At 67.9% G+C, this 20,421-nt stretch carries 20 protein-coding genes and 1 pseudogene; 17 read left to right on the top strand and 4 right to left on the bottom strand.

The window, feature by feature from the left end; all coding sequences use genetic code 11:
* Together ACIGJI_RS15750 and ACIGJI_RS15745 are read right to left on the bottom strand one after the other, a co-directional pair.
* Window positions 1–1,026 (bottom strand): App1 family protein, encoded by a 1,026-nt coding sequence (locus ACIGJI_RS15750; RefSeq protein ID WP_187661683.1) that lies wholly within the window; start codon window positions 1,024–1,026, stop codon window positions 1–3.
* A 4-nt stretch (window positions 1,027–1,030) separates the two neighbouring features.
* Window positions 1,031–1,702 carry a DedA family protein gene (locus tag ACIGJI_RS15745; protein WP_025104953.1) on the bottom strand — a complete coding sequence of 224 codons (672 nt, stop codon included), beginning with the start codon at window positions 1,700–1,702 and terminating at the stop codon, window positions 1,031–1,033.
* Window positions 1,703–1,743: 41 nt separating this feature from the next.
* On the opposite strand from ACIGJI_RS15745, the gene ACIGJI_RS15740 reads away from it, so the two are divergent.
* The 4 genes from ACIGJI_RS15740 to ACIGJI_RS15725 all read left to right on the top strand — a co-directional run bounded on the left by ACIGJI_RS15740 (window position 1,744) and on the right by ACIGJI_RS15725 (window position 6,801).
* Window positions 1,744–3,066 carry an anthranilate synthase component I family protein gene (locus ACIGJI_RS15740; RefSeq protein ID WP_363447630.1) on the top strand — a complete coding sequence of 441 codons (1,323 nt, stop codon included), beginning with the start codon at window positions 1,744–1,746 and terminating at the stop codon, window positions 3,064–3,066.
* Between the two features lie 46 nt (window positions 3,067–3,112).
* Window positions 3,113–5,677, top strand: coding sequence for a leucine--tRNA ligase (gene leuS / locus ACIGJI_RS15735; protein WP_363447628.1), 2,565 nt, complete (start codon window positions 3,113–3,115; stop codon window positions 5,675–5,677).
* Between the two features lie 9 nt (window positions 5,678–5,686).
* Entirely contained in the window at window positions 5,687–6,106 is a 420-nt protein-coding gene (locus tag ACIGJI_RS15730) for a hypothetical protein (protein WP_363447626.1), read from the top strand.
* Between the two features lie 95 nt (window positions 6,107–6,201).
* Window positions 6,202–6,801: a ComEA family DNA-binding protein gene (locus ACIGJI_RS15725; protein ID WP_363447623.1), complete on the top strand. Its 600-nt coding sequence runs from the start codon at window positions 6,202–6,204 to the stop codon at window positions 6,799–6,801.
* A 68-nt stretch (window positions 6,802–6,869) separates the two neighbouring features.
* Here ACIGJI_RS15725 and ACIGJI_RS15720 read toward each other — a convergent pair whose 3' ends face one another.
* Complete coding sequence (locus ACIGJI_RS15720) at window positions 6,870–7,142, bottom strand: hypothetical protein (RefSeq protein ID WP_363447621.1); 273 nt, start codon at window positions 7,140–7,142, stop codon at window positions 6,870–6,872.
* Complete coding sequence (locus ACIGJI_RS15715; RefSeq protein ID WP_363447618.1) at window positions 7,143–7,412, bottom strand: hypothetical protein; 270 nt, start codon at window positions 7,410–7,412, stop codon at window positions 7,143–7,145.
* Window positions 7,413–7,669: 257 nt separating this feature from the next.
* Between ACIGJI_RS15715 and ACIGJI_RS15710 the strand changes: the two genes are divergently transcribed.
* The 13 genes and pseudogenes from ACIGJI_RS15710 to ACIGJI_RS15650 all read left to right on the top strand — a co-directional run bounded on the left by ACIGJI_RS15710 (window position 7,670) and on the right by ACIGJI_RS15650 (window position 20,352).
* A complete protein-coding gene (locus ACIGJI_RS15710) occupies window positions 7,670–8,413 on the top strand; it encodes a hypothetical protein (protein WP_363447616.1) in 744 nt (247 codons plus the stop codon).
* The gene (locus ACIGJI_RS15705; RefSeq protein WP_363447613.1) at window positions 8,406–8,660 is read left to right on the top strand and encodes a hypothetical protein; all 255 of its coding nucleotides are present in this window, start codon (window positions 8,406–8,408) and stop codon (window positions 8,658–8,660) included. The genes ACIGJI_RS15710 and ACIGJI_RS15705 overlap by 8 nt, the downstream gene beginning before the upstream one ends.
* Window positions 8,661–8,747: 87 nt before the next feature.
* Window positions 8,748–8,966, top strand: a pseudogene (locus tag ACIGJI_RS15700) (IS30 family transposase); the annotation flags it as partial.
* 193 nt (window positions 8,967–9,159) lie between these two features.
* Window positions 9,160–10,125 carry a hypothetical protein gene (locus ACIGJI_RS15695; protein ID WP_363447611.1) on the top strand — a complete coding sequence of 322 codons (966 nt, stop codon included), beginning with the start codon at window positions 9,160–9,162 and terminating at the stop codon, window positions 10,123–10,125.
* 681 nt (window positions 10,126–10,806) lie between these two features.
* Window positions 10,807–12,672: a molecular chaperone DnaK gene (gene dnaK / locus ACIGJI_RS15690; RefSeq protein WP_363447608.1), complete on the top strand. Its 1,866-nt coding sequence runs from the start codon at window positions 10,807–10,809 to the stop codon at window positions 12,670–12,672.
* 18 nt (window positions 12,673–12,690) lie between these two features.
* A complete protein-coding gene (locus ACIGJI_RS15685; RefSeq protein ID WP_363447606.1) occupies window positions 12,691–13,230 on the top strand; it encodes a nucleotide exchange factor GrpE in 540 nt (179 codons plus the stop codon).
* Window positions 13,231–13,233: 3 nt separating this feature from the next.
* Window positions 13,234–14,121: a DnaJ C-terminal domain-containing protein gene (locus tag ACIGJI_RS15680; protein ID WP_363447604.1), complete on the top strand. Its 888-nt coding sequence runs from the start codon at window positions 13,234–13,236 to the stop codon at window positions 14,119–14,121.
* A complete protein-coding gene (locus ACIGJI_RS15675; RefSeq protein ID WP_363447602.1) occupies window positions 14,118–14,429 on the top strand; it encodes a chaperone modulator CbpM in 312 nt (103 codons plus the stop codon). Before ACIGJI_RS15680 ends, ACIGJI_RS15675 begins: the two co-directional genes overlap by 4 nt.
* Window positions 14,420–17,047, top strand: a complete 2,628-nt coding sequence (gene clpB, locus ACIGJI_RS15670; RefSeq protein WP_363447600.1) for an ATP-dependent chaperone ClpB — start codon at window positions 14,420–14,422, stop codon at window positions 17,045–17,047. The genes ACIGJI_RS15675 and clpB overlap by 10 nt, the downstream gene beginning before the upstream one ends.
* A complete protein-coding gene (gene trxA / locus ACIGJI_RS15665; RefSeq protein WP_363447597.1) occupies window positions 17,044–17,496 on the top strand; it encodes a thioredoxin in 453 nt (150 codons plus the stop codon). Before clpB ends, trxA begins: the two co-directional genes overlap by 4 nt.
* Window positions 17,493–17,753 carry a UBP-type zinc finger domain-containing protein gene (locus ACIGJI_RS15660; protein WP_363447594.1) on the top strand — a complete coding sequence of 87 codons (261 nt, stop codon included), beginning with the start codon at window positions 17,493–17,495 and terminating at the stop codon, window positions 17,751–17,753. The genes trxA and ACIGJI_RS15660 overlap by 4 nt, the downstream gene beginning before the upstream one ends.
* Window positions 17,750–19,453, top strand: coding sequence for an FAD-dependent oxidoreductase (locus tag ACIGJI_RS15655; RefSeq protein ID WP_363447592.1), 1,704 nt, complete (start codon window positions 17,750–17,752; stop codon window positions 19,451–19,453). The genes ACIGJI_RS15660 and ACIGJI_RS15655 overlap by 4 nt, the downstream gene beginning before the upstream one ends.
* On the top strand, window positions 19,450–20,352 hold the full coding sequence (locus ACIGJI_RS15650) for an alpha/beta hydrolase (RefSeq protein WP_363447590.1): 903 nt from the start codon (window positions 19,450–19,452) through the stop codon (window positions 20,350–20,352). Before ACIGJI_RS15655 ends, ACIGJI_RS15650 begins: the two co-directional genes overlap by 4 nt.
* Window positions 20,353–20,421 lie beyond the last annotated feature (69 nt).

Below are 20,421 nucleotides of genomic sequence, written 5' to 3'. Positions count from 1 at the left end.
TCACTGCAGGATGCCGGCGTCGCCGAGCTGGTCGCGAAGGCCCGCGCCGTCCTCTGCGCTCACCCACGGCGCCTCGTCCGCATCATGGGACTCCATCTCGGCACGACCGCCGGCGAGCACCGCCTCCGCGGGCAGCAGTCGACGGATCGCGACACCCGCGACGGAATCCGGGTGCTCCTCCTGGAACTGCGTGTAGATGGCCTCGTCATGCTGGCCGTCGTCGCCGATGAGCAGCCACTTCACGTCGGGGAACTCGGTGGCCAGTCGGCGCAGGTTGGTGAGCTTGTGCTCGCGCCCGCTCCGGAACCAGCGATCGTGCGTGGGACCCCAGTCGGTCAGCAGCAGCGAGCCGGCGGGGAAGAGATGCCGGCCGAGGAACCGGGAGAGTGTGGGTGCGACGTTCCAGGCACCCGTGGAGAGGTAGATCATGGGCGCTCCGGGGTGCTGCCGGAGGAGCTGGTCGAGCAGCACGGCCATGCCCGGTACCGGGATGCGCGCGTGCTCGTCGACGACGAACGAGTTCCAGAAGGCGATGAAGGGTCGAGGGAGCGCCGTGACCATGACGGTGTCGTCGACGTCGGAGACGACGCCGAACCGCGTGCTCTCCGCGACGATGAAGGCGCGGGCCTCGATGGGCTCCTGCCCTTCGACGGTGATGGTGAAGGTCTGCCAGCCGGGTTCCAGCTCGGCGCGGATGACCGAGTCGATCACGCCGCCGCGGTCGGCGACGACCTGATGAGTGCCGTCTCCGAGGTGCACGCTGACCGAGGCGAAACCCACGGGGATGCCGACGAAGCTGCGCCAGCCGCGGATGCTCGCCGGCTCGCCGTCACGGTTGTTTCGCTGCGGCGGGACGATCAGCACCCGGCCGAGCACGCGCACCCATCCGGGGCCTCCGTAGCCGGGGAAGGGCAGGACAGTGGCGTTGCGACCGCGGCGGCGCGCTCGTCCCTCGCGCCACACGTGCAGACGGTGCTCGAGTCGGGCGAACCAGTGGATCCTGGGCGCCGGGGGTGCGGGGGCCATTGCCTCAGTCTTTCACGTCGGCGTCGGACTCCGCCGCCGGGGCCTCCAGATGACGGGCTTCGAGACGGTGCAGCAGCCTCTTGCCCAGATAGGCGAGGACGAGGAACAGGGCGATGACTCCGACGAACAGGTAGCCCGCGAAGTGCACGCGGTCGACGAGCTCGCGGAAGCTCCCGGCCGCCAGGGAGGTGACGCTCACGTACGCCGAGGCCCAGATGATGCAGGCCGGGGTCGTCCAGGCCAGGAAGCGCCGGTAGGGGTACTCGCTCATCCCCACCGTGAGAGGGACGAGGGAGTGCAGGACCGGGAGGAAGCGGGAGAGGAAGATGGCGATGCCGCCGCGCCGGGCGAGGTAGTTCTCCGCGCGGACCCAGTTGTGCTCGCCGATCCGTCGCCCCAGCCAGGAGGCACGGATGTAGGGGCCCAGCCAGCGGCCGAGCCAGAACCCGATGCTCTCCCCGATCAGGGCGCCGACGACGACGGCCACCCCCATCGCGATGCCCTCCAGGGGAGTGGCGACGCCCATCGAGGCGATGATGACGATGGTGTCGCCCGGGACGATGAGGCCGATGAGGATGCTCGTCTCCAGCATGACGGCGAGACCGGCGACCAGTGTGCGCGTGACCGGATCGATCGACTGCACGGTGTCGAGGAGCCAGAGCAGGAGGTCGTCCACCCCATGAGGATACGGGAGCGGCCCGGTCCTAGGCTGGAAAGGTGCCCGACCGCCTGAGCCCCCGACCGCTGCCGTCCTGGGTGGCGTCGGAGCGTCTGTTCCCGGCGCTCGCGCAGCGGGAGGCGGACGTGTTCTGGCTCGATGCGGGCGCTGACGCCGTCGAGGGATGGAGCTTCCTCGGCACTGGCGTCGCGGAACCGCTGCCCGGGGACGTACGTCTCGACACCGATCCCGTGGAAGCGGGGATGCCGCCGTTACGCGGGGGATGGGTGGGCTGGCGCGACTACGAGAGCGGTGCGGCCCTCGCGGGGGCGCCGGTCGCCGGGGAGATGGAACCGGACGCTCGGACCTGGCTGCGCGTGACCAGGGCTCTCGCGTTCGACCACGGCGCGCGCCGATTGTGGCTGCTGTCCCCCGAGGGCGAGACCGACGACGAGGGGGAGCGCTGGCTGCAGTCCCTTCTGACCGTGCCACGTGCGGAGGGTCCCGTCCGTGCGGCGGAGGCCCGTCCGGTCGCGGAGGCCCGACACACCCCCGACGCGTACCAGGGGCTCATCGGCCGCTGCCGTGACCTCATCCATGCGGGCATCGCCTACCAGCTCTGCCTCACGACGCGGTTCACCGTGCCAGGCACCCACGACCCCGTCGCCGTGTACGAGCGGCTCCGGGCCGCCACACCGGCGCACCATGGCGGTTTCCTGCGCATCGGAGGACGTGCGCTCCTCAGCGCCAGCCCCGAACAGTTCCTCCACGCCAGCGGTGGGGTCATCCGCACCCGTCCCATCAAGGGGACTCGTCCTCGGGGCACCGACGCCGTGACCGATGCCGCGCTCGCCGCAGAGCTCGCCGCGGACCCGAAGGAGCGGGCCGAGAACGTCATGATCGTCGATCTCATGCGCAACGACCTCTCCCGGGTCTGCGTTCCGGGGTCGATCCGCGTCGAAGGCCTCTGGGAAGTCGAGAGCTATCCGGCCGTGCATCAACTCGTGAGCACGGTCAGCGGCACGGCCGCGGAGGGGATCACCGTCGGAGTGCTGCTGGAGGCGGCGTTCCCCGCCGGGAGCATGACCGGGGCCCCGAAGCTGTCGGCCATGACGCAGCTGCACGATCTCGAGGGCGCTCCTCGCGACATCTACGCCGGCTGCTTCGGCTACATCGGCGTGGACGGGGCTCTCGATCTCGCGATGGTCATCCGCAGCATCGTGGTTGACGCGGATGCGGCGTTCGTCGGCGCGGGCGGGGGGATCACCTGGGGTTCGGTGCCGGCGGCCGAGGTGCGTGAGGTCGCCACCAAGGCCAGGGCCCCCCTCGCGGCGCTAGGCGCGGAAATGCCCGCGACCTGGCGTTCCGATATCCTGAACTGATCCCGTTTTTTCCTTCAGATTGGTCGTGCGTTCGTTGTCTGAGAACATGTCCACCGCTCCCGTCGACGAGGAGTTCTCCTCGCCGCACGCCATCCAGGCCAAGTGGCAGAAGTACTGGGCGGAGCACGAGACGTTCCTCACGGGCGGCGACGAGGACACGCGGCCCCGGCGCTACGTGCTGGCCATGTTCCCGTACCCCTCCGGTGACCTGCACATGGGGCACGCGGAGAACTACCTCTACTCCGACATCGTCGCCCGCTTCTGGCGGCACCGCGGTCACAACGTCCTGAACCCCATCGGGTGGGACTCCTTCGGTCTGCCGGCGGAGAACGCCGCGATCCGTCAGGGTGCCGATCCGCGCGAATGGACGTACCAGAACATCGCGCAGCAGAAGGTCGGCTTCCAGCAGTACGGTGTCTCGTTCGACTGGAGCCGGGTGCTGCACACCTCCGACCCGGAGTACTACCGCTGGAACCAGTGGCTGTTCCTGAAGATGTATGAGCGCGGCCTGGCCTATCGCAAGAAGAGCCCGGTGAACTGGTGCCCCAACGACCAGACCGTGCTGGCGAACGAGCAGGTCGTCGATGGGCGCTGTGAGCGCTGCGGCTACGAGGTCGTCAAGAAGAAGCTCACCCAGTGGTACTTCCGCATCACCGACTACGCGGACCGCCTGCTGGACGACCTGAACCAGCTCGAGGGATTCTGGCCGCACAAGGTGCTGCAGATGCAGCGCAATTGGATCGGCCGCTCCGTCGGCGCCGACGTCGACTTCCGCATCGAGGGGCGCGAGGAGCCGGTGACGGTGTTCTCGACGCGCCCCGACACCCTGCATGGTGCGACGTTCTTCGTCGTGGCCCCGGATGGCGACCTGGCCGCGGAGCTCGCCGCCGACGCCGAGCCGGAGGTGCGCGAGCGCTTCCAGGCCTACCTGGCCGAGGTGCAGAAGACCACGGACATCGATCGGCAGTCCACCGACCGCCCCAAGACGGGTGTGTTCCTCGGCCGCTACGCCATCAACCCGGTCAACGGTGAGAAGCTCCCGATCTGGGCCGCCGACTACGTGCTGGCCGACTACGGGCACGGCGCCGTCATGGCGGTCCCGGCGCACGACCAGCGTGACCTCGACTTCGCACGCGCGTTCGACCTGCCGGTGAAGGTCGTCGTCGACACCACCGCTCCGGTGACCGGTGCCATGCCGGTCATCGAGGTGGACGAGGACGGCGTCCCGATCGATGCGGATGCGGCGCTCGACGAGCAGAACCCGGCGAAGACCGGTGTCGCGCTCACCGGCGAGGGGCGCATGATCAACTCCGGTCCGCTGAACGGACAGTCGAAGCGCAACGCGATCGCGCGCGCCATCGAGCAGCTGGAGGCCACGGGGACGGGTCGGGCGGCGAAGAACTATCGCCTGCGTGACTGGCTGATCTCGCGTCAGCGCTTCTGGGGGACGCCGATCCCGATGCTGCACGCCGAAGACGGCCGGATCATCCCCGTGCCAGAGGACCGACTGCCCGTGAAACTGCCGAGCGTGGAGGGCCTCGACCTCAAGCCGAAGGGCACCTCGCCGCTGGGCGGCGCGGAGAGCTGGGTGCGCACGACCGATCCCGAGACCGGTGACCCGGTGCTGCGCGACCCCGACACGATGGACACCTTCGTCGACAGCTCCTGGTACTTCCTGCGGTTCCTGTCCCCGAACAGCGACACGCAGGCGTTCGACCCGGCCCAGGCGGCACGCTGGGCACCGGTGGACTCGTACATCGGCGGCGTCGAGCACGCGATCCTGCATCTGCTCTACGCCCGCTTCATCACGAAGGTCCTCTTCGACATGGGGCTGATCGACTTCACGGAGCCCTTCTCCAACCTGATCAACCAGGGCATGGTTCTGCTCGACGGGCAGAAGATGTCGAAGAGCAAGGGCAACCTGGTGCTGTTCCAGGAGGAGCTCGACGCCCACGGCGCCGACGCCCTGCGCGTCGGGCTGGCCTTCGCCGGTCCGGTGGAGGACGACAAGGACTGGGCCGACGTCTCGATGACCGGTGCGCAGAAGTTCCTGTCGCGCGCCCTGCGTGTCGCCCACGAGGTCGCCAGCCCGGTCGACGTCGTCTTCGACGGGGGCGACGCGGCGCTGCGCCGCGCGACCCACAAGCTGCTCGCCGAAGCGCCCGCGCTGGTCGAGCAGACGAAGTTCAACGTGCTCGTCGCCCGCCTGATGGAACTGGTCAATGTGACCCGCAAGACGATCGACGGCGCTGCCGGTGCTGCCGACCCCGCCGTCCGTGAAGCGGCGGAGACCATCGCCGTCATGCTCGACCTCATCGCCCCGCACACCGCGGAGGAGATGTGGGAGATCCTCGGGCACGAGCCGTCCGTCGGACTCGTGTCGTGGCGCTCCGCCGATCCGGCGCTCCTCGTCGAGGACACCGTCACCGCGGTCGTGCAGATCGGCGGCAAGGTACGCGCGCAGCTCGAGGTACCGGCACGCATCGGCGAGGCCGAGCTCGAGGCGCTGGCACGAGCCGATGAGCGCGTCATCCGGTCGATCGGTGATCGCGAGATCGTCAAGGTCGTCGTGCGGGCCCCGAAGATCGTCAGCATCGTCGTCAAGGGCTGAGTCCTCGGCGTGCGGGGACGGGTGTCCTGGGGCGTGTGCCTGCTCATCGGGGCGCTGGCTCTGAGCGGATGCGGGATCGTGCCCCCGATCGGCGGGCCGGATCGCTCTGAGTCGGTGCCGTCGCTGGGCGGGACGTGCGAGATCGGGTGGTGGCTGGCTCCGGCGGTGGAGAACCCGCCCGCCGAAGCCGAGCGCATCGCTGCCGACGCTCTGCAGGAGGCGACCGTCAGTGACCGGCAGTGGGACGACTGGTACCGCCTCCTCGATGACGACCCCGACCTCGACACGGTTCCCGCGATCCGGCTCCGCGGTTCCGCCTACCTGGAGGCCGTGCGGGAAGACGTACGGACGGCTCTGGAGGAAGCGGGCTATCCCGATGACCAGAGGGTCGTCGAGGTGCACGCGAATCTGTCCTGCGCGAAGGGCTGACGGCTGTCCTCCACGGCGCGTCCCGTCTGAGCACCTGTCCACGTTCCCCGGATCCGGGCCCGGGACGCGGTGGGCGCGACGCATAGGGTGACCGGATGACCTCGTCGCCGCCTCCACCTCCTCCGCCCCGTCGGAGGCTCCGCCTCGGGCTCGGCGCGGCGGTCGTGCTGGCGATCATCGCGCTTTCCACGGCCGTCGGCCTCGGGCTGTTGCAGGGCCGACCGTCGTCCGTCGAGGCCGTTCCGCTCGCGGAGAGCTCGGCGTCGGTCGAGTCCGCGCCCGCGGAGATCTACGTGCATGTGCTCGGGGCGGTCGAGCGCCCGGGTCTGTACGTGTTGCGAACCGACTCCCGGGTCGTCGATGCTCTCGCGGCCGCCGGCGGGTCGACGGATGCCGCCGACCTCGCGGGGGTCAACCTCGCCCGACGGGTCGAGGACGGGGAGCAGATCCTCGTGCCGGTCGTGGGTGCCGTCGCCGACCCCTCGGCCGGGCCTCCCGGTGATGGCGCCGTCGACCTGAACACCGCGGATAAGGCAGCTCTGGAAGAGCTTCCGGGAATCGGGCCGGCGCTTGCCGAGCGCATCGTCGCGTGGCGCGAGGAGAATGGTCGATTCCGCACGGTGGACGACCTCCTGGCGGTACCGGGGATCGGCGAGAAGGTCTTGGAGGGGCTGCGCGACGGGGTACGCGTGTGACGAGCGTCACGCCTCGGGCGCCGCTGCCATGGACCCGGAGTGCGCAGGGGCGAGAGAGGAGCGTCGTGCTACGCCTGCTTGCCAGCGTCCGGTCCGTGCGCAGCCTCGAAGGCACGCACCTTGCGGCGGTAGTCGAACCAGAGCTTCACTCCGTACGACGCCAGTGCCAACGGTAGGAGGAAGGCGATCCAGTTGACAACGTCGGCGACGTCATGGATGCCTACGCCCCGGAGTGCCGCGACTGCGCCCCAGCCGAACATCATGAAGAGAGCGGTCAGACGCAAGCGTCCGAGAGCGAGGCGCTGCTGGATCAGGGACGGTGCGGGGTCAGGCGCAGCCATCTATTTCCCCGGACCGCTGCCCGCATCGGAGAGTTCCCGTCTCCGCCGCTTTTGATCTCGAATCACGGGGATGAACACACCGAGGCCGAACGTGAGTCCTAAGAAGACGGTGGGGATCCATCGTCCGGTGAGGTCGGCGACAAGAAATGCTGCGCCGATTGTCATTGCGAGCCACCCCACTGCGAAGAGCGTGATCAGCCATCCCCGACGGCTGAGCTTGCGCTCGGCCACAGCGAGTTCGTCCGGAGAATCCCCCAGAGATTCAGTCATGCGCGAAGCATAGCGGTGTCGTCGTGAGCCCCACGCTACGCCTGTCTGCCGCAGTCAGGCTGATGGAACGGTCGCGCCCGACGCCGACTGTCTCTCCGCCCTCGGAGAAGTGCTCCTCCACGTCCTGACCTCGAGAGGTGTTGTCCTCCGCTCGTGCAGCGGCGGTCGCGGCGGGCGGAGTGGGCACCGGCGCGACTCTAGGGTGATCGGATGCATGAGCCGCAGCGATCGTCCCCGGGGCCCGAGTGGGGAACCGGGTGACCCGTGATCTGCGCCTGCTGCCGGTAGCGGTCGGTGCGTGGGGTATGGCCCTGGTCTGCGTTTCCGTGCCGGGAACGGCGGGATGGCTGGCGGGTGGATGCCTGGCATTCGCGGTGATCATCGGCGCCGTGCTCGCGCTCCGGCGTCCCGCAGTCGCGACGTGGAGCGGCCTGATGATCGTGGTTCTCGCGGCCGGGGCCGCCGTGGCATTCACCGTGCTCGTAGAGTCTGCGGACCGTGACGCCGTGCGGGAGTGGGACGGCAGGGTCGTCGAAGCGGTCGGTGAAGTGTCGTCATCGGCGTCCGTGGGGCGGGACGGGCGCCTGTGGATGGACGTGCAGTTGAGCGGCATCGGTGCGCCGGGTGCCGCGGGGCTGGCGAGCGGACCGGTGCGTATCGGGATCGCGGAGGCTGAGGGGTTCGTCCTCGGTGCGGTCGTGCGGGTGACCGGCGAGAGTGTGGGAACGGATCCGGGGGAGCGGGCGGGGCTCGTCGTCTTCGTCACCGTGGGAACCGTGGAGCGAGCGGCGCCGGGTGTCTTCGGAATCGCTGCCGACCTGCGACGGTCGTTCGTCGAGCGCGCCACCCGACTCCCGGAACCCGGTGCGGGACTCCTTCCCGGGCTGGCCGTGGGCGACACCACCGCGGTGCCCGACGGGGTCGACGCCGACATGCGCACGAGCGGCCTCAGCCACCTCACCGCCGTATCCGGAGACATCGCTCGTTTAAGAGGTGGGTGACGGTTGGCTGCTATTCCAGCCGGTCGATCAGATCGCGTACTCCAGCCAAGACATCCTCGACGCCGAGCAGCGCCTACTCGCGCACAGCCAGCGCATTGGCGGGCCAGCACTGACGGCGCGGCTCGTCGCGCGGCACACCTCTCGCAAGATCAGGGGTGTTCGGCTCGATCCCGACCAAGCCGTCGCGATATCGCGCATCGCCCGTTCCGGGTTGACGCTGGATTTGCTGGTCGGCCCCGCCGGTTGAATGCCGGGAACCGGCGGCTTCGTGAGGACGTCGCGATCCTGAAAGCGGCGACGACTTTCTTTGCGGGGGAACTCGACCCCCGCACCCGCGATCGGCACCGGCGTCGAACGGACGGCGCGGTTCACGATGCTGCTCCACCTTCCCCGCTAGGAGGGCTACCGGCACACGGAGATTCCGAAGAACAGGCCCGCGTTGGCCGACTACGGCGCGATCACGATGAAGAACTCGCTCACCAACACCATGTCGCCGCTGCCGAGCCAGCTCGCTCGGCCACTGACCTGGGATCGCGGCGCACACCTGACGGATGCTTCTTGCACTACTCCGCGGGCGACCCCACACTTGTGTGTATGACGCACACTGTTCGAACCCATTCCTGCAACCCGACCGGCTGCCTGTGAGTGCCGGTGAGGTGGTGATCGGACTCATCTCGGCTCCGGGTGTGGCCGCCCAAGTCGCGGCTGATCTCGCTGAGGACCTGCGCGCAGAGCTGAGTGTTCTGATGCCCACCGTCCGATGGCGGGTGCCAACGGTGGTCGATGCCCTCGTCCACCCACCTGCTGACGACGCTGTCCTCGTCGGCGCGGCGCGGGAGCGGCTCCTGGTGGAGGCCTGGGACCTCGTCGTCTGCCTCACCGACTTGCCGCTCAGCGTTCGTCGCCGGCCGGTGGTCGCCCATGCCAGCCCGGTGCACGGAGTGGCTGTCGTATGCCTGCCGGCGCTCGGGGCGGTGGGACTGCGTCGACGCGCCAGTGGCGCAGTCGTCGGTCTCGTGCGCACCTTGCTCGGGGAGGCCGAGGATCACGGGTCCGCTGGCTCGCAGGCCGCCCTCCGGCGCCGCGCTGGCGAGCTCGGGAGTCAGCAGGAAGGGGGAGACGGCAGCGTCATGTTCACGGCGAGGGTCCTGAAAGGGAACGCGCGACTCCTGGTCGGAATGATCCGGGCCAATCAGCCGTGGCGGCTTGCTATTGGACTCTCCAAGGCTCTGACCGCCGCTCTGGCGGCCGGAGTCTTCGCGATGATCACATCCGACATCTGGCAACTGGGCGACGCGCTCAGCTGGACCAGGTTGACGGCGATCGGAATGGGCGCCGTCGCAGCGATCACGGCCTCGCTGATCCTCGGAGCGGGCCTTTGGGAGCGCGGTTCGAATCCGGCGGGTGGGAAGCACGTCACCCTATTCAACCTGGCCACGACGGGAACGGTCGTGCTGGGTGTGACCTTCCTGTACACAGCGCTCCTGCTCCTCGCACTCCTGATCACCCCACTGCTGGTGCCTGCACATTTGCTGGAGGAGAACCTCGGACACGCGGTTCAAGTCGGCGACTACTTCAAGCTGGCCGTGCTGGCCAGCGCCCTGGCAACGGTCGGCGGAGCCCTGGGCGCGGGCCTGGAGAGCGACGAGGCGGTCCGGGCCGCCGCCTACACGTACCGGCAGGAGCCGGGCGAGGTCCAGCGGAACGGGTGACAGACATCAACCCTGTCCCCGATCAGCGGGGCTCAAGCCATTGTCATCGTGCTGTCACGGCGTTCCTCGCGCGCGCCGGTCGCGCGGCTTCGCCCGCTGATCCAGAGGCCACCATCTCGATGACCTATGGTGTCACAGCACCTGGTGTCACAGCACCTGGTGTCACAGCACCTGGTGTCACAGCGACGCCGGGTCTCAAGACGGTGAAGAGCGACCATAAGATTCCCTTCCTGGCTCGAAGTACGCGGACCAGCATGGCGAGAAAATTCGTCGGGCCGATGCCTTGCGCATTTGAAAACGGCGGTCCAGGATGGCGACAACAGCCCCAGCTTTCTGACACGGGCACGCGGAGAAAGCCAAAGTCGAGCCATATCGACTCTCCGTGTACGAGGAGGTAGCCAAGGTGATCGCAAATGCAGTCGGACGCAACACCGAGCAACCGGTGCCGGTGGATCCATCTCGCGATCACGACCAGTACATTCTCGATGCCAAACACGCGGATCAGTGCCCGCTACCACAACACCTTGTTGCTCATCGGGATGTCGCTGGCGAAACTAGCTGTGCGCAGGATCCCCTCGAACATCCACTAGAGTCCCGCAGTTCACTCGCTCAGCGCCGTCCGGGCGCCAGGTTCGGCGTCTCCGGAATCCGGGCGCTCACCGCAACAGAAAGGAAACCGACATGGCCAAGGCAGTAGGAATCGATCTGGGAACCACGAACTCCGTTATCGCCGTCTGGGAGAACGGCGAGGAGAAGGTCATCCCGAACGCGGAGGGAGCCCGCACTACCCCGTCGGTGGTCGCTTTCACCGAGGACGGTGAACGGCTGGTGGGGCAGCTTGCCCGCCGGCAGAGCATCCTCAACCCGAAGGGCACCATCTCGTCCGCCAAGCGGTTCATCGGCCGTTCCTTCGACGAGATCAAGGAGGAAGCCAACGCCGTCGGCTTCGACGTCGTGGAAGGCCCCAACGGCGAAGCACGGTTCAACATCCGCGGCAAGCAGTACGCGCCGGAGGAGATCAGCGCCCAGGTGCTGCGCAAGCTCGTCGACGACGCCAGCAAGTTCCTCGGTGAGAAAGTGACCGAGGCCGTCATCACCGTTCCCGCCTACTTCAACGACGCCCAACGCACCGCGACCAGGGACGCCGGACGCATCGCCGGGCTCGAGGTGCTGCGCATCATCAACGAGCCTACCGCCGCCGCACTGGCGTACGGAATGGACAAGAAGAACCACGAGACCATCCTGGTGTTCGACCTCGGTGGCGGCACGTTTGATGTCAGCCTCCTCGACGTGGGCGACGGGGTCGTCGAAGTGCGATCCACCGCCGGTGACACCCACCTTGGCGGCGACGACTTCGACCGCCGGCTGGTGGACCACTTTGCCGAAGAGTTCAAGAACGAGAACGGCATCGACCTGCGCAACGACCCGCAGGCGCTGCAGCGACTGTTCGAGGCGGCCGAGAAGGCGAAGGTCGAGCTCAGCTCGGTGTCTCAGACCCAGGTCAGCCTGCCCTTCATCACCGCCGACGCCAGCGGACCCAAGCACCTCACCATGACCGTGAAGCGGTCCAAATTCGAAGACCTCACCGCTGACCTCGTTGAGCGGTGCCTCGATCCGGTGCGTCAGGCGATGGCCGACGCGAAGGTCAGCGAGAACGATATCGACGAGGTCATCCTCGTGGGCGGTTCCACCCGCATCCCCGCTGTCCAAGCGCTCGTCAAGCGGCTCACCGGCGGCAAGGAGCCGAACATGACGGTGAACCCCGATGAGGTGGTCGCTGTGGGCGCCGCCATCCAGGCGGGCGTCCTCAAGGGCGACGTCGACGACGTGCTGCTGCTGGATGTCACCCCGCTGTCGCTGGGTGTAGAGACCCGCGGTGGCGTGATGACGAAGATCATCGAACGCAACACCACCATCCCCGCCCGGCGCAGCGAGGTGTTCTCCACGGCCGAAGACAACCAGCCGTCGGTGGAGATCGTCGTGCTGCAGGGCGAGCGGGAGAACGCCGCAGACAACCGGGTGCTGGGCCGGTTCCAGCTCACCGGCATCCGCCCCGCTCCTCGCGGTGAAGCGCAGGTCGAGGTCACCTTCGACATCGACGCGAACGGCATCCTGCACGTGACGGCGAAGGACAAGGACACCGGCACCGAGCAGGGCATCACCATCAGCGACACCTCGAATCTGGACCAGGGCGAGATCGACCGGATGATTAAGGAAGCCGAGCAGCACCGTGCTGACGACCAGGCGCTGCGCCAGGCCGTGGACGCCCGCAACGAGCTGGACTCCGCCGCCTACCAGGTCGAGCGGGTACTGCGTGAGCTCGGCGACGCTGCACCGGAGCACGAGCGTGCCCGCGCGGAGCTGCTCATCACGCAGGCCCGCGAGGCAGTGCAGAACAACGTCGGCGAGCAGGATGCGAAAGAGCGCACTGGCGAGCTGCTGCAGGTTGCGCAGTCCCTTGCTGCGGCCCGCGCGAACGCCAGCCATGCTGAGCAGCCCGCTCAGGACGACGAAGACGACGTCGTCGACGCCGAATTCGACAAGTAGCACGGAGGGAGGATCGCGATGGTCGAGGAGCAGAACGAGGACACGCGGGCCGTGGACCTGCTGAAGGACGACCTCACCGACGTGTCCCCGGAGGAGATCCGCGCCGCGCAAGCAGCGGTCGCCGCCCAGTTGGAGACGGCCGAGGACCGGTGGCGCCGGGCGGCTGCGGACTACGACAACCTCCGCAAACGGATGGCGCGCGAGATCCAGACCGTCCGCGAGCAGGAGCGGCAGCACACCGCCAAAGCCTTCTTGCCTGTCGTCGACGGGCTGGATCGGGCGCTCAGCTTCGGGGTGGATCTCGACGAGGGCGTTCTGGGTGGCATGCAGGCCATCCGGGCGCAGGCCGCTGATGCGTTGCGCGCACTCGGGTACCCCGAGATTGTCACCGACGGTGCGGAGTTCGACCCGCAGCTGCACGAGGCGGTCTCGGTCGTCGAGGATGCCAGCGTCCCGCCACGCAGCATCCGCGCCGTCACTCGCCCCGGGTTCGGAACGCCTGAGCGGATGCTGCGACCGGCTGCGGTCGTGGTCACCCGCAGGCCGGATGAGGAGTAGGAGATGGCGGAGGATCTCTACAGTGCGCTGGGGGTCTCCCGGTCGGCGGATCAGAAGGAGATTCGCCGCGCCTACCGGGAGAAGGCCCGCAAGTTCCACCCGGACGTCAACAAGACCCCGGGGGCGGAGGATACCTTCAAACGGATCAGTGAAGCCCACGATGTGCTGTCGGACCCGGAAACCCGTGCGCAGTACGACCGGTTTGGTGAGAACTTCCGGCAGTACGCCGCCGCAGACGCGGCTCGCTCCTCCGAGCAGCCGCGACGCAGCGGGGGCACCCGATACACGTGGAGCGGGGGTGGCGCGCAGAGCGTGAACTGGGAGGACCTCTTCGGGGGCGGCTTCGGTGGTTTCGGTCGCGGCGAGGACCACACCGCGGAGCTGGAGATCACCGTCGAGGAGGCCTACCGGGGCGGGCGGCGCACCGTGCAGGTTGCGTCCCCGTACGGCGGCGCGCAGGAGTACACCATCGATATCCCAGCGGGCGCTGTCGACGGGCAGCGGCTGCGGATCGCGGGCGCAGGCGGAGCGGGCGCCGACGGACAGGACGGGGACCTGCTGGTCACGCTGCGCGTGAAGGACAGCAAGCGGTACCGGCTCAGCGGCGCGGACATCGAAACGGACCTTCCCATCTCACCGTGGGAGGCGGCGCTGGGCGCGGATGTCAGCGTGCCCACCCCCGGCGGCCCGGTCACCGTGCACGTTCCGCCCGGCTCGTCCACTGGCAGGCGGCTCCGCCTGCGCGGGCAGGGGATGCCCCGCAGAGGACAGCCGGGAGACCTGTATGCGCGGGTGAAGGTCGTCGTTCCCCGCACTCTCAGCAAGAAGGAGAAGGAGCTGTTCGAACAGCTCCGCGACGTATCGTCGTTTGATGCTAGGAGAGGATCATGACCTCACATCACCTGCCCGTCCGTATCGCCCGGGCCGACCTGGCGGCGACCGCGGTGGCCGCAGGTATCCACCCGGATACGCTGCGGAAGTTCGTCGAGCTGGGGCTGGTCACCGCACACGTCGACACCAGCGGCCGGCTGTGGTTCGCCCGTACCGTCCCCGCCCGCGTGCACACCATCGTGCGTCTGCACTCCGATCTTGCCGTGAACTACGCCGGCATCGCACTCGTGCTCGACCTGCTCGCCCGCATCGAGCAGCTCGAGCGGCACCGGACCATCCGACTTGAAGGAGACACCTCATGGACATGAACTCACTCACTCAGAAGTCGCAGGAAGCGCTCACCTCGGCCCAGAGCATCGCGGTCCAGGCCGGTCAGATCGAGACGGATGAGGAGCATCTCCTGCTCGCACTGCTGCAGCAGGAGGAGGGGCTGGTTCCCCGACTGCTGCAGACAGCGGGTGCTGACGTGGAAGCGGTACGCGCCGACGTCGAAGCGGAGATCGCCCGCAAGCCCAGCGTCTCCGGGTCCTCCCCGCAGACCGGTCAGGTGTACGTGAGCCGCAGCCTCACCTCCACCCTGGAACGGGCGGAGCGGGAGGCAAAGCGGCTGAAAGACTCCTACATCTCCGTGGAGCATCTCGTTCTGGCCCTCGCCGACGACTCCTCCAACCGTGCCGCGTCCCGAGTGCTGCGCGGGCACGGTGTCACCCGGGAGAGCTTCCTCAGCGCGCTCACCAGGATCCGCGGCAACCAGCACGTCAACTCCGCCACCCCCGAGCAGACCTACGAGGCGTTGGAGAAGTACGGCCGTGACCTGGTCGCTGACGCCCGGTTGGGCAAGCTTGACCCGGTCATCGGGCGTGATGCGGAGATTCGCCGGGTCATCCAGATTCTCTCCCGCAAGACCAAAAACAACCCCGTCCTCATCGGCGAGCCCGGTGTCGGGAAGACCGCCATCGTGGAGGGCCTTGCCCAGCGGATCTTGCGTGAGGACGTGCCCGAGGGCCTTCGCGACAAGACCGTGTTCTCGCTGGACCTGTCTGCCCTGGTCGCCGGTGCGAAGTACCGGGGCGAGTTCGAGGAGCGAATGAAGGCAGTCCTGGCGGAGGTGCAAGCAGCGGAGGGACGCATCCTGCTGTTCATCGACGAGTTGCACACTCTGGTGGGGGCGGGGGCCACCGAAGGGGCGATGGACGCCGGCAACATGCTCAAACCGATGCTCGCCCGCGGGGAGTTGCACCTCATCGGTGCCACCACCCTCGATGAGTACCGCAAGCACATCGAGAAGGACGCGGCCTTGGAACGCCGGTTCCAGACGGTGATGGTCGACGAACCCGACGTGGAGGACGCGATCTCCATCCTCCGCGGCCTGCGCGAACGGCTGGAGGTCTTCCACGGTGTCCGCATCCAGGACAGCGCCCTGGTCGCTGCCGCCGTGCTGTCCCACCGGTACATCTCCGACCGGTTCCTGCCCGACAAGGCCATCGACCTCATCGACGAAGCCTGCGCGCGACTGCGGACCGAGATCGACTCAATGCCCGCCGAGCTGGACGAGCTGACCCGGCGGGTGACTCGCCTGGAGATCGAGGAAGCGGCGCTGTCGAAGGAAACGGACGCTGCCAGCAAGAACCGGCTGGAGGAGCTGCGCCGGGAACTGACCGACCTGAAGGCGGAGGCGGACTCCAAGCGCGCCCAGTGGGAGGCGGAGCGTCAAGCGATCCGCAAGGTCCAGGAGCTGCGCGGTGAGCTGGAGCGGCTGCGGCGGGAGGCGGAGGAAGCTGAGCGCTCCTACGACCTCAACCGTGCCGCTGAACTGCGGTACGGGGCTATCGCTGACGCGGAACGACGCCTGCGCGCCGAGGAGGAGCGTCTCACCTCCAAGCAGGGCCGGCAGCGGCTGCTGCGGGAGGTGGTCACCGAGGACGAGATCGCCGAGATCGTCGCAGCGTGGACGGGGATCCCCGTGGCCCGGCTGCAGGAAGGTGAACGCACCAAGATCCTCACCCTGGACGCCACCCTCAAGGAGCGGGTGGTCGGTCAGGATGAGGCCATCACACTCGTCAGCGACGCGATCATCCGTGCCCGCTCCGGCATCCGCGACCCGCGCCGACCCATCGGCTCGTTCATCTTCCTCGGCCCCACCGGTGTGGGAAAGACCGAACTGGCCAAAGCGCTCGCGCAAGCACTGTTCGACAGCGAGTCGGCGATGGTCCGGCTGGACATGAGCGAGTACCAGGAACGTCACACCGTCAGCAGGCTGGTCGGTGCACCTCCCGGGTATGTCGGGTACGACGAGGGAGGGCAGCTGACCGAGGCGGTGCGCCGCCACCCGTACAGCGTGGTCCTTTTCGACGAGATCGAGAAAGCGCACCCGGACGTGTTCAACACGCTGCTGCAGGTCCTCGATGACGGCCGCATCACCGACAGCCAGGGACGCACCGTCGACTTCCGCAACACCATCGTCATCATGACCTCCAACATCGGTGCCCATCACCTGTTGGGCTCCGATGGCGGCGCGATCCCCGACGACGTGCGAAACCGTGTGCTCGGTGAGTTGCGCGCCCACTTCCGTCCCGAGTTCCTCAACCGGGTGGACGACATCGTGGTGTTCTCGCCGTTGGGGCGTGATCAGATCCAGGACATTGTGGAGCTGCAGTTCACCGACCTGCGCTCCCGGCTGGCCGAGCGTCAGATCCGCATCGAGCTGACGCCCGCGGCACGCCAGCTCATCGCCGACCGCGGCTACGACCCCGTGTACGGTGCGCGTCCGCTGCGACGCTACATCAGCCATGAGATCGAGACCCGGCTGGGCCGTGCGCTGCTGAGCGGGCAGGTGATGGACGGGTCGACGGTCACGCTGGACGTGCAGGACGACGACCTCGTCTTCAACATCGCACCGCCCGCCGAAGAGGAGGACGCGGCGTGAGCGCGATTGTGACCTGCCCCAACTGCGGGAAGAAGAACCGTGTCCCCGCCGCTGCGTCGGGGTACCCGCGCTGCGGCGTCTGCAAGAGCGCCGTGCCGTGGATCGTCGATGCGGGCGACGCGGACTTCGCCGAGGTCGTCGAGCAGGCCCCGCAAGTGGTGCTCGTGGACTTGTGGGCGACCTGGTGCGGACCGTGCCGGATGGTCAGCCCTGCCCTCGAGAAGGTCGCCACGAAACGTGCCGGCAAGCTCAAGCTGGTGAAAGTGGACGTGGACGCCGCGCCGGAGACGGCCCGCAAGTTCTCCGTCCAGGCGGTGCCGACCCTGCTCATCCTCAACCAAGGGAACGTGCTCTCCCGCCAAGCCGGAGCCGCCCCGCCGGACGTGCTGCTGCGCTGGGTGGACGAGGCGCTGCAGAAGAAGGCTGACTCGGCCGGCGGCGCCACATGACATACGTCGACCCACACGTCCCGCTGATCCGTCCGGTCCGTCCCCGGACACCCGGGTCATGTGAGGACTGCGTGGCGGCCGGCACGCCCTGGCTGCACCTGCGGATGTGCCGCACCTGCGGGAAGGTAGCGTGCTGCGACTCCTCCCCGATGCGGCACGCCCGCACGCATGCGCTCACGGCGGGGCACCCCATCGTGCGGTCGCTGGAGCCGGGGGAGAACTGGAGCTGGTGCTACGTGGACGAAGCGTACCTATGAGTGACACGCTCGGCGCCAACCACCCCCAGGCCGAGACACCTGACACCATCGGCGCCTTCCCGCGGCTCAGCGACGAGCAAATCGCGGTGCTGCTCGAACGAGGGCAGCGCCGCACACTCACCGACGGGGAGGTTCTCATCCAGCCCGGCGAGCACCCATCCTCCCTCTATGTCGTCCTGGAAGGGCACCTGCTGACAGCGGACACCGAACCTGCGGCGGACCCGCGTCACTCCGATGAGCCGTTGGCGGTCGAGGTGCACGGCCACGGCCGGTTCGTGGGGGATATCGGGCTGCTGGAAGGACAGCCGTCTTTCGTACTCGTCTCCGCCATCGGCGCCACCGAGGTGGTGGAGGTGCCCGTCGATGAACTGGAGGCCATCGTCACCTCGGACCCGCTGTTGGGTGAAATCATCCTGCGGGCCTACCTCATCCGCCGCTCCCTGGCCATCGGGGCGGGAGCGGGACTGCGGATCGTCGGCTCCTGCTTCTCCCCGCAGACCCGGGATCTGCTGGACTTCATCGCACGAAACCGGCTGCCCCACCGGCTGGTGGACCTGGATGAGGACGAGAAAGCGGAACGGCTGGTCCGCCAGCTCGGCGCAACCGTCGCCGACTTCCCCCTGGTGATCCTCGGCGGCTCACGCACCGTCCTGGGTGCCACCCCGGCACGGCTTGCCGACGAGTTGGGGATGCGCCCGCCCGCCCCACCGGCCACCTGCGATGTGGTGGTCGTCGGCGCTGGGCCGGCTGGTCTTGCCGCGGCGGTGTACGCAGCCTCCGACGGGTTGTCGGTCTACCTGTGCGACGCGGTCGCCACCGGCGGGCAGGCGGGAACGGCAGCGAAGATCGAGAACTATCTGGGATTTCCCGCTGGGATCTCTGGCAGTGAGCTCGCCGACCGCAGCCTCCTGCAAGTGCGCAAGTTCGGTGCCACGTTGGACATCCCGACCAAGGTCCAGGAAGTCGTGGAGGATGAGGACCGCTTCCGGGTGATCTTCGCAGATGGCAGGGAGTTCACCTCAGATGTGGTGGTCCTTGCCACCGGGGTGCGATACCGCTCGCTTCCCGCCGCGGGGCTGGACCGGTTCCAGACCTCGAACGTGTTCTACGCGGCAACAGCGCAGGAAGCGCGGATGTGCGTAGACACACCTGTCGCTGTTGTCGGCGGCGGCAACTCCGCCGGCCAGGCCGCGCTGTTTCTTGCCCGCACGTCCTCCCGTGTGCACCTTGTCGTACGAGCCGCGGACCTGGGAGCGGGAATGTCCAGATACCTGGTGGACCAGATCCAACATCACCCCCGTATCAGCGTGCTGCTGTCCTCGGAAGTCGTGGAAGCACACGGCGGCAACCATTTGGAAGCGGTCACAGTCCGCCACGGTGACGTGCTGGAGAAGCTCCCCGTGGAGCACGTGTTCATCTTCGTCGGCGCCGCTCCGGCGACGACGGGATTGAAGGTCGATGTGGCACGCGATCCCGACGGGTACATCCTCACCGGCGCGGAGGCGGAGCTGGCCGGCGCGCGGACGGAAGGAAGCCCCCGCTTCTCTCTGGAGACCACCATCCCCGGAGTCTTCGCTATCGGCGATGTACGGCACGGGTCTGTGAAGCGAATGACCTCGGCAGTGGGTGAGGGCGCCAGTGTGGTCCGGCAGATCCACGAGTACCTGAACGAGGGTCGTCACAGTCGGGTGCGCGCATGAGCTCCGACATCCAGGGACACCTGACGCCGCACGCCGCCCCGAACCCTGCAGCCGTGGGAGAACCCGCGGATCCTCCGGTGGCCCATGCGGGCGTAGCGGGCGAGATCCGCTCGACGTTGCGTCGGATGAGGTGGTTTCGCCCCATGCCGGTGCTGCACATCGCCGAGGAACGCGGCGAGGGCCCGACGGTGCTGCTGCTGCACGGTATCGCGTCCTCGTCGGTGACGTTTCACCACGTGATCCCGCTGCTCGAGCGCACCCACCGGTGCATCGCCATCGACCTGCTCGGCTTCGGCGAGTCGCCGGCGCCGGAGTGGGCCGATTACACCCTGGCCGACCATGTCGCCGCTATCGAGCGGACGGTCGCGTCGCTGCGGCTGCGCGAGCCGTTCACTGTGGTCGGGCATTCCATGGGCGCCCTCATCGGCGCCCGGTACGCCGCCCGGCGGCAAAAGCGAGTCGCGAAGCTCCTGATGGTCAGCCCACCTATCTATCTCGCACCCCATGAAATAGGGGACGTCATCGAGCGGGCCCGGATGGACTTCTACCTGCGGCTCTACGAGTACCTCCGCACGAACCGGGAGTTCACCCTCCGGCACGCTGCGCTGGTACAGCGGCTGCTGCCCATCCCCAAAGCTGTAGATATCACTGAACGCAACTGGGAGCCATTCGTCAAGTCGTTGCAGCACTCCATCGAGTCACAGACCACTCTCAGCGACATCGCCCATGTCAAAGCCCCCATCGACGTCATCATGGGTGACCTCGACGATTTCCGCTCCGAAGCCGTGCTGCGCATCGTGGAGCGGATGATGGGGGTCACCGTTCGGCGTGTGCGGGCAACGAACCACCTCATCGGCAAGCGCCTCGCGCGAGTCGTCGCCGAGGCGGTGACAGCATGACGATTTCGCCCAAGAAAGCAGATTCTTGGTACGAGAAATAACCAGATGAAAGGGTCAAAAACGATGGGC

Source organism: Microbacterium sp. NPDC064978 (assembly GCF_044543605.1).
Taxonomy (GTDB): domain Bacteria; phylum Actinomycetota; class Actinomycetes; order Actinomycetales; family Microbacteriaceae; genus Microbacterium; species Microbacterium meiriae.
Note: the sequence above shows the minus strand (reverse complement) of the source record. Positions and strands in the feature narration are given on the sequence as shown.

Coding starts and splice junctions, on each gene's coding strand:
- ACIGJI_RS15750 (WP_187661683.1), bottom strand. CDS start 1,026: ATGGCCCCCGCACCCCCGGCGCCCAGGATCCACTGGTTCGCCCGACTC.
- leuS (WP_363447628.1), top strand. CDS start 3,113: ATGTCCACCGCTCCCGTCGACGAGGAGTTCTCCTCGCCGCACGCCATC.
- ACIGJI_RS15725 (WP_363447623.1), top strand. CDS start 6,202: ATGACCTCGTCGCCGCCTCCACCTCCTCCGCCCCGTCGGAGGCTCCGC.
- ACIGJI_RS15720 (WP_363447621.1), bottom strand. CDS start 7,142: ATGGCTGCGCCTGACCCCGCACCGTCCCTGATCCAGCAGCGCCTCGCT.
- ACIGJI_RS15715 (WP_363447618.1), bottom strand. CDS start 7,412: ATGACTGAATCTCTGGGGGATTCTCCGGACGAACTCGCTGTGGCCGAG.
- ACIGJI_RS15695 (WP_363447611.1), top strand. CDS start 9,160: ATGCCCACCGTCCGATGGCGGGTGCCAACGGTGGTCGATGCCCTCGTC.
- dnaK (WP_363447608.1), top strand. CDS start 10,807: ATGGCCAAGGCAGTAGGAATCGATCTGGGAACCACGAACTCCGTTATC.
- ACIGJI_RS15685 (WP_363447606.1), top strand. CDS start 12,691: ATGGTCGAGGAGCAGAACGAGGACACGCGGGCCGTGGACCTGCTGAAG.
- ACIGJI_RS15680 (WP_363447604.1), top strand. CDS start 13,234: ATGGCGGAGGATCTCTACAGTGCGCTGGGGGTCTCCCGGTCGGCGGAT.
- ACIGJI_RS15675 (WP_363447602.1), top strand. CDS start 14,118: ATGACCTCACATCACCTGCCCGTCCGTATCGCCCGGGCCGACCTGGCG.
- clpB (WP_363447600.1), top strand. CDS start 14,420: ATGGACATGAACTCACTCACTCAGAAGTCGCAGGAAGCGCTCACCTCG.
- ACIGJI_RS15660 (WP_363447594.1), top strand. CDS start 17,493: ATGACATACGTCGACCCACACGTCCCGCTGATCCGTCCGGTCCGTCCC.
- ACIGJI_RS15655 (WP_363447592.1), top strand. CDS start 17,750: ATGAGTGACACGCTCGGCGCCAACCACCCCCAGGCCGAGACACCTGAC.
- ACIGJI_RS15650 (WP_363447590.1), top strand. CDS start 19,450: ATGAGCTCCGACATCCAGGGACACCTGACGCCGCACGCCGCCCCGAAC.